6 protein-coding genes and 1 pseudogene are annotated in these 7901 nt (G+C 32.7%); 6 read left to right on the top strand and 1 reads right to left on the bottom strand.

The genetic code is table 11. The features are described 5' to 3' along the window. The 5 genes from PHC28_RS12440 to nudK form a co-directional block, all read left to right on the top strand. Nucleotides 1-1357, top strand: a 1357-nt coding sequence (locus tag PHC28_RS12440) for a serine hydrolase (RefSeq protein WP_300100915.1), incomplete at its 5' end; no start/stop codon positions are given. Between the two features lie 78 nt (nt 1358-1435). Next, a complete protein-coding gene (locus PHC28_RS12435; RefSeq protein ID WP_300100912.1) occupies nt 1436-3655 on the top strand; it encodes a RelA/SpoT family protein in 2220 nt (739 codons plus the stop codon). Between the two features lie 96 nt (nt 3656-3751). Next, a complete protein-coding gene (locus PHC28_RS12430; RefSeq protein ID WP_300100909.1) occupies nt 3752-4207 on the top strand; it encodes a Fur family transcriptional regulator in 456 nt (151 codons plus the stop codon). A 60-nt stretch (nt 4208-4267) separates the two neighbouring features. Then, complete coding sequence (locus tag PHC28_RS12425) at nt 4268-5539, top strand: adenylosuccinate synthase (protein WP_300100906.1); 1272 nt, start codon at nt 4268-4270, stop codon at nt 5537-5539. A 54-nt stretch (nt 5540-5593) separates the two neighbouring features. Next, on the top strand, nt 5594-6175 hold the full coding sequence (gene nudK / locus PHC28_RS12420) for a GDP-mannose pyrophosphatase NudK (protein ID WP_300100903.1): 582 nt from the start codon (nt 5594-5596) through the stop codon (nt 6173-6175). A 151-nt stretch (nt 6176-6326) separates the two neighbouring features. Here the strand turns inward: nudK and PHC28_RS12415 are convergent, their stop codons facing one another. Next, nucleotides 6327-7238, bottom strand: coding sequence for an AEC family transporter (locus tag PHC28_RS12415; protein WP_300100900.1), 912 nt, complete (start codon nt 7236-7238; stop codon nt 6327-6329). A gap of 351 nt (nt 7239-7589) precedes the next feature. On the opposite strand from PHC28_RS12415, the pseudogene PHC28_RS12410 reads away from it, so the two are divergent. Continuing rightward, a pseudogene (locus PHC28_RS12410) lies at nt 7590-7901 on the top strand (methylmalonyl Co-A mutase-associated GTPase MeaB); the annotation flags it as partial.

The following is a 7901-nucleotide window of genomic DNA, read 5'->3' as shown; positions in this document are numbered from 1 at the left end:
TGAAAAAGTAGATGCGAATACACTTTTCGGAATTGCCTCAAATAGTAAAGCCTTTACATCCGCAGCATTAGCAATGCTTATTGATGAAGGAAAACTTAAATGGGATGATAAAGTGACGCAATACATTCCTGAATTCAAGATGTATAATGAATATGTAACCAATGAATTCACTATTCGAGATTTAATCACTCACCGAAGCGGACTTGGACTTGGAGCGGGCGACTTGATGATTTGGCCTGACGGAAGTGACTTTAAACCTGAGGATATCATTCTCAATCTACAATACTTAAAACCCGTTTCTTCGTTTCGAACAAAATTTGATTATGACAATTTGCTTTATATTGTAGCAGGCGTAGTCATCGAAAAAGTGAGCGGTGAAACTTGGTGTGATTTTATCGAAAACCATATTATGAAACCTTTAGAAATGAACAATAGCGCCGCTTCATTTGTCAGACTCAAAGACACAACAAATGTTATTGCACCTCACGTTCCAACTGATGGAAAACTCAAGATAATTTCTCGATATAAAAATCAAACTTTTGATGCTGCTGCCGGAATTTATTCAAGTGTAAACGATTTGAGCAAATGGATGATTCTGCAATTACAAAACGGAAAATATGGTTCAGAAAAACAAAATCAATTATTTTCAGGAAAGGAACAAAACGAAATGTGGCAGTTGCAAACCATAATTCCTGCAACTACAAGAGCTCCTTACAATACCCATTTTAGCGGATATGGTTTAGGATGGTTTTTGAGTGATATTAAAGGCTATAAACAAGTAACTCATACTGGCGGACTGGAAGGAATTGTTACTCAAACTACTTTATTTCCAGAGTTAAATTTAGGAATTGTTGTATTGACAAATCAGCAATCTGGAGCAGCTTTTACAGCTATTACAAACACAATTAAAGATTCCTATCTTGATATTCCTTACACCAATTATGTAGAATTCTACGGAAAAAGAGAAAAAGATCATATTTCAGAAGCAGATAAAAGCACTGATGAAGTTTGGGCATTAGTCTCAAAAAATCAAAAAGATAAACTAAAAATTGATTTAAAAAAATACGAAGGTTCCTATGTTGATAATTGGTTTGGGAAAATTGAAATTTCAGAAAAAAAAGGAAAATTATTTTTCAAATCTGTTCGCTCGTCTAAATTAGTTGGCGAAGCTTTCTTTTATAAAGACAATACTTTTACCTTGAAATGGGATAATCGTAGTTTTAATGCAGATGCTTTCTTGTTTTTTGAATTGGATGAAAACGGAAAACCAGATGCACTAAAAATGAAACCAATTTCAGAATTAACTGATTTTAGTTATGATTTCCAAGATTTGAATTTTGTTAGAATTAAAGAATAAATTTTAACCAATTAAATCACAATTACTTTTTGTTTTTCTCATTTCTTATTGCTATTTTTAGAAATTGAACCACTACTTATGCCTGAAGTTGAAATAGAAAATAAAGCAATCGCTCAAGAATACAAAGAGCTACTTCGAATTAGCTATCAAACACTAACTCCCGAAGACAAAAAGCTCATTCGTAAAGCATTTGACGTTGCTGTAGATGCACATAAAGATCAAAGAAGAAAATCAGGAGAGGCTTATATCTTTCACCCTATTTCTGTTGCAAAAATTGTTGCCTATGAAATAGGTCTAGGAGCTACTGCAATTGCGGCGGCGTTACTTCACGATGTTGTCGAAGACACTCCAATAACCATAGAAGACATTGATCGAATGTTTGGCGCAAAAGTGGCTCAACTTGTCGAAGGATTGACTAAAATTTCCATAGTTCAAAAGGAAATGAATGTCTCAATGCAAGCCGAAAATTTTCGAAAAATGCTATTGACGCTCAATGATGACGTTCGTGTAATCCTAATAAAAATTGCCGATAGATTGCATAATATGCAAACTTTGGACGATATGGAAGATTACAAACAGGTGAAAATTGCATCCGAGACTTTATATATTTATGCACCACTAGCACATCGATTGGGATTATATAAAATCAAAAACAAATTAGAAGATTTAGGCTTAAAATATACCGAACCAGCAATTTATAATGACATTGTAAGCAAGATAAAAGAAACCAAAGAGGAACAAGACGCCTATATAAAAGACATTTCAGATATCCTTACAGCAACATTGGACGAAGAAAAACTCGATTATATTATAAAAGGAAGGCCAAAATCTATCTATTCCATCTATCGCAAAATGAAAGCGCAGGGAGTTGGTTTTGATGAAGTTTATGACAAATTTGCGTTGCGCATTGTTTACAAATCAAAACCACACGACGAAAAGTTCTTGGCTTGGAAAATATATTCTATTGTAACAGATCATTATAGACCTAGCCCGAGCCGTTTAAGAGATTGGATTTCATCACCAAAAACAACAGGTTACGAAGCCTTACACATCACCGTAATGGGACCAAAAGGAAGATGGGTTGAAATTCAAATTCGTAGTGAACGAATGGACGAAATTGCCGAAAAAGGTTATGCTGCCCATTACAAATACAAACAAGGTGGTTCGGGTTCAGAAGACAGTGGCTTAGACGCTTGGTTGAATCTTTTGAAAGAAGCTCTAGAAAACCCAGAAACGAATGCTGTGGATTTTGTAGAAGACTTCAAAATGAATTTATACTCTAAAGAAATCTTCGTTTTCACACCAAAAGGAGAAATAAAATCGTTGCCAAAAGGAGCTACTTCACTCGATTTTGCATTCAGCATTCACTCAGAAATTGGAATTCGTACCAGAGGAACACGTGTCAACGGGAAATTGGTTCCTTTGAATCACGAGCTAAAAAGCGGCGACCAAATTGAAGTAATTACCTCACAATACCAAAAACCAACAGCTAACTGGCTGGATTATGTTACGACTTCGAGGGCAAAAAATAAAATTAAAAATGTCCTAAACGAAAATACCAAAAAAATTGCTGAAGAAGGAAAAGAAATCCTCACTCGGAAACTGAGACATTTAAAAATCACTATGAGCGAATCGGTGGTTAATGAATTGGTTAATTTTTTCAAGTTAAAAACCAGCTTGGATTTATTTTACAGAGTGGGAGTTGGAGCAATTGAAAACCAGCAATTAAAGGATTATGCCACACAAAAAAGTAATACTTTTATTAATTTCTTCAAGAGCAAAATCAAGCGTTCTTCGAGCACTGTAAACGAAGATATTCACAAACAAGTCATTAGCAGCAATTATGATATGCTAGTTTTTGGCGTTGACCATGACAAATTAGATTATAAATTATCTTCTTGTTGTAATCCAATTCCTGGTGACGAAGTTTTTGGTTTTATTACCATAAATGAAGGAATAAAAGTCCACAAAAAAGATTGTCCCAATGCCATAAGCCTTCAGTCAAATTATGCTTATCGAATTATTTTGGCAAAATGGATTGACTCTTCACAACAGGAATTTAAAGCTATTTTACATATAACAGGAATGGATACAATAGGTTTGACTAATAAACTCACAAAAGTAATTTCAGACAATATGAACGTAAATATTCAAAGTATTTCTTTGAGTGGAGAAGCAGGAATTTTTAACGGACAAATAGCAGTTATCGTTCAAAACAATACTATTTTGAAGAGACTAATTGACAATATCAAGAAAATTGATGGTATTGAAAAAGTGGTGAGAGAATATAAAAATTGAGGAAAAATCACAGGTATAAGTGTTTCAGAATATAGTTAATAAACTTTTAAACGCTTAAACTTCTAAACTGAAAAATAAAATTTATCTTTGCCTAATATGACACAAATTTCAATCGATAACAGTAAAAATCAAGAAATTGTAAAAAATGTTTTTACAATGTATCTTGAAAAAAAAGGACATCGTAAAACTCCTGAACGCTACGCTATCCTACAAGAAATTTATGATAGTGAAGAACATTTTGATATTGAAAATCTGTATATCAAAATGAAAAATAAAAACTACCGAGTGAGTAGAGCAACTTTATACAACACTATTGAACTTTTATTGGAATCTGCTTTGGTTCGTAAACACCAATTTGGACAAAACCAAGCTTACTACGAAAAGTCCTATTTCGACAAACAACACGATCATATAATTATAACAGACACCGGAGAAGTAATTGAGTTTTGTGATCCAAGAATTCAAAGTATTAAAAAAACTATTGAAGAAATTTTTGACATAGATATAACTAATCACTCTTTGTATTTATACGGAACAAAAAGAAAAAAATAGCACAGACAACACCAAACTGAAATATCAATAAACACAAATTAACTACAAATAACACATAGAATGACCGTAGATTTATTATTAGGATTACAATGGGGAGACGAAGGAAAAGGAAAAATTGTTGACGTTCTTACATCAAAATATGATATAATTGCCAGATTCCAAGGAGGTCCAAATGCAGGACACACATTAGAATTTGACGGAATTAAACACGTTTTGAGAACGATTCCTTCAGGAATTTTTCATAAAACTGCCGTAAACATTATTGGAAACGGAGTTGTAATTGACCCTGTTGTTTTTCAAAAAGAAATTGAAGGCTTGGCAAAGTTTAATTTAGACATCAAAAATAAATTAATCATTTCCAGAAAAGCACATTTAATTTTGCCAACGCATCGTTTGCTTGATGCCGCCTCAGAAGCCGCTAAAGGAAAAGCAAAAATTGGTTCAACTTTAAAAGGAATTGGTCCAACTTATATGGACAAAACTGGTAGAAATGGAATTCGTGTTGGCGATATTGAACTCGAAGATTTCAAAGAAAGATACCGAGCGTTGGCAAACAAACACGAAGAAATGATTGCATTCTACGATGTTGCCATTCAATACAATTTAGAAGAAATGGAAAAAGAATTCTTTGAAGCCATCGAAGAATTGAAAAAAATAGATTTCATAGACAGCGAAGAATATTTGTTCCAAGCTCAAAAAGCTGGGAAATCAATATTATGCGAAGGTGCTCAAGGTTCATTATTAGATGTTGACTTTGGAACTTATCCATTTGTAACCTCATCAAACACAACTGCAGCTGGTGCTTGTACTGGTCTTGGAATTGCTCCAAACAAAATAAAAGAAGTTTATGGAATTTTCAAAGCTTATGTAACTCGTGTAGGAAGTGGCCCTTTTCCAACAGAACTTTTTGATGAAGATGGAGCAACAATGGCAAGAGTTGGAAATGAATTTGGTTCGGTTACAGGAAGACAAAGACGTTGCGGATGGCTGGATTTAGTAGCTTTGAAATATGCTGTTCAAATTAATGGTGTAACCCAATTGATGATGATGAAAGGAGATATTCTTTCTGGTTTTCCAATTTTAAAAGTTTGCACCGAATACAATTACAAAGGCAAGAACATTTCTCATTTTCCCTACAACATCGAACCTGAGAATGTAACTCCAGTCTTTAAAGAATTCAAAGGATGGCAAGCAGATTTGACTGGAATGACAAAATATGATGAGTTACCAATTGAGCTAAAACAATACATCGAATTTATAGAAGAATTTGTCGAAGTTCCTATAAAAATTGTTTCTGTCGGACCAGACAGGAAGCAAACAATTTTGAAATAAATTACACAAACGCTCTGAAATTTCAGGGCGTTTTTTAATAAAACAATGACAAAAATGGACAACCCAAAAATAAAAATCCAAAAAACCGAATTACTTTCAGATAATTGGTATTTACTAAATAAAGTGACTTTTGAATATCAAGAAGAGAACAAACCAGTCGAAACACATATTCGGGAAGTGTATGATAGAGGAAATGGAGCTGCTATTTTACTTTACAATTCAACTCAAAAAACCGTTATTTTGACTAGACAATTTCGGTTGCCATCCTATCTCAATGGAAATGAATCGGGAATGATGATTGAAGTTTGTGCAGGCCTTTTGGATAAAGATTATCCTGAACAATGTATCATTCGAGAAACCGAAGAAGAAACTGGCTATCGACTCTCGAAAGTTCAAAAAATTTTTGAAACTTATATGTCGCCCGGTTCGGTAACTGAAATTTTACACCTATTCGTTGGCGAATATAACGCAACTATGAAAGTTAATGAAGGTGGCGGAATAGCTTCTGAACAAGAGAATATCGAAGTCTTGGAACTTTCTTTTGATAAGGCTTTTGCAATGATTCAAACTGGTGAAATAAAAGATGCAAAAACAATTATGTTGTTGCAATATGCCAAAATAAATAAGCTTATTTAACTTAATATGACTGTCCGCAAAGTGTACCAATTATATTTTTTTGACACTGATTTCACAGATTTTACACATAATTACCAAAAAAATCTGTGGTTAATATTATCGGTTTGGTACAAGTCATGGATAGTCATATAACTTAAATATCAATACTGTTTTAAATATGATTCAACACAAAATACCAGAACATTAAAGTAATAAATGATATTGGTATTCCATAACCCACCATCATACTACTTAATCTAGATTTCAAGCCATAAGAAGAAGCCAATATACTTGCCATAATCATTGGTGCCATTGCCGATTCCATTATTGCAACTTCAACTATTTTTGTGTGCTGATGAAAAATTACAACATATAATAAATAGAACATTGCAGGAGTTAATACTAATTTATATAAAAGTCCTAATCCTAAAAATCTCCAATGTTGACTTTTACTATCAAAATGCAATTGCAAACCAACCGATAGCATTGCCAAAGGAGTCATTGTACTACCTATTTTTTGCAATACAAACTCTACATATTGATGAAAATCAAAATTTAAAACATTCATTACGCAAGCCAAAATAAAAGTAATGAAAGGCGGAAAAAAAATGATTTTTTTTGCAATATGAAAACCATTTGGGCTTTCCTTAGAGTACAATGTAGCTACCAAAATCCCTAATGTAGAAAGAACAACAAATGACCCAGGTTGATCAACTAAAATTGCCGTCTTCATTCCTTCTTGTCCATATAAAGCTTCAATAATAGGGAATCCTAAAAAAGAAGTATTGCCCAATCCCGCTGTAATTATAAGGCATCCCGTAAGTTTTTTTGACCATCCAAACTTTCTTCCCAAAATAGTAAATAGCAAGTAAGAAACAATAAAACCTATCCAAGCAATACTAATAGGGAATAATAAATCAATACTCCATTTTATTTTTGGAATATGATATAAGGCTAATGCAGGAAGACAAATATGAATTACAATCCAATTTAAAGTTTTATATATGTTTTTTGGAAACCGTTTTACATTTTGCAAAACAATTCCAAGCAATAAAAAACCGAAGATTAAAATGAAATTTGACATAAGCGCTCAAAGATATTGAGTAATTTATTAATTTTTCAAATTATCAAACAAAAAAATTAATGCTGATATGATTTTAAAATTAATTTGGTTCTACTGGTTTTTGTGTGGAAAGTCAAAACATTTAAAATATAAATATACAAACATTTTTAACCATTAAGATAGTAAGGAAATTAAGCTTTACAGTTTTTCTTAATGAAACTTAATATCTTAATGGTTTAAAAAAAATTGAATATTCACAACATTTCCAGTAGGACCATTAATTTTAATCAAAAGCCATTGCAACTAATTCTTCTTCAAAAAAATAAATTTATTCATATTTAAGCACTAATTTTACTCAAATGATATTTAGTTTTGGGAAACGATAAGATAAAACATTCAGCACTTCACGAAAAAGCTGGTATTTCTGCTCCAGAAATTATCAGTTCAAGTGCTATCGAGCAAGTTCAGCAATTCAGAAAAATTCAGCCCTCATCACAGGAATTAATTGATGGCATTTTGAACGGAAATATTTCTGCATTAAGTCGGGCGATTACTTTGGTCGAAAGCACTAATACCAATCATTTAGCAAAAGCTAACGAAGTAATTAATGCTTGTTTGCCACACGCTAATAAATCAATTCGGATAGGAATTACAGGTGTTCCTGGAGTTGGGAAAAGTACATTT

This window comes from Flavobacterium sp. (assembly GCF_028712645.1).
In the GTDB taxonomy this organism is placed as follows: Bacteria; Bacteroidota; Bacteroidia; order Flavobacteriales; family Flavobacteriaceae; genus Flavobacterium.
This window is presented reverse-complemented; position numbering and strand designations above follow the sequence as displayed.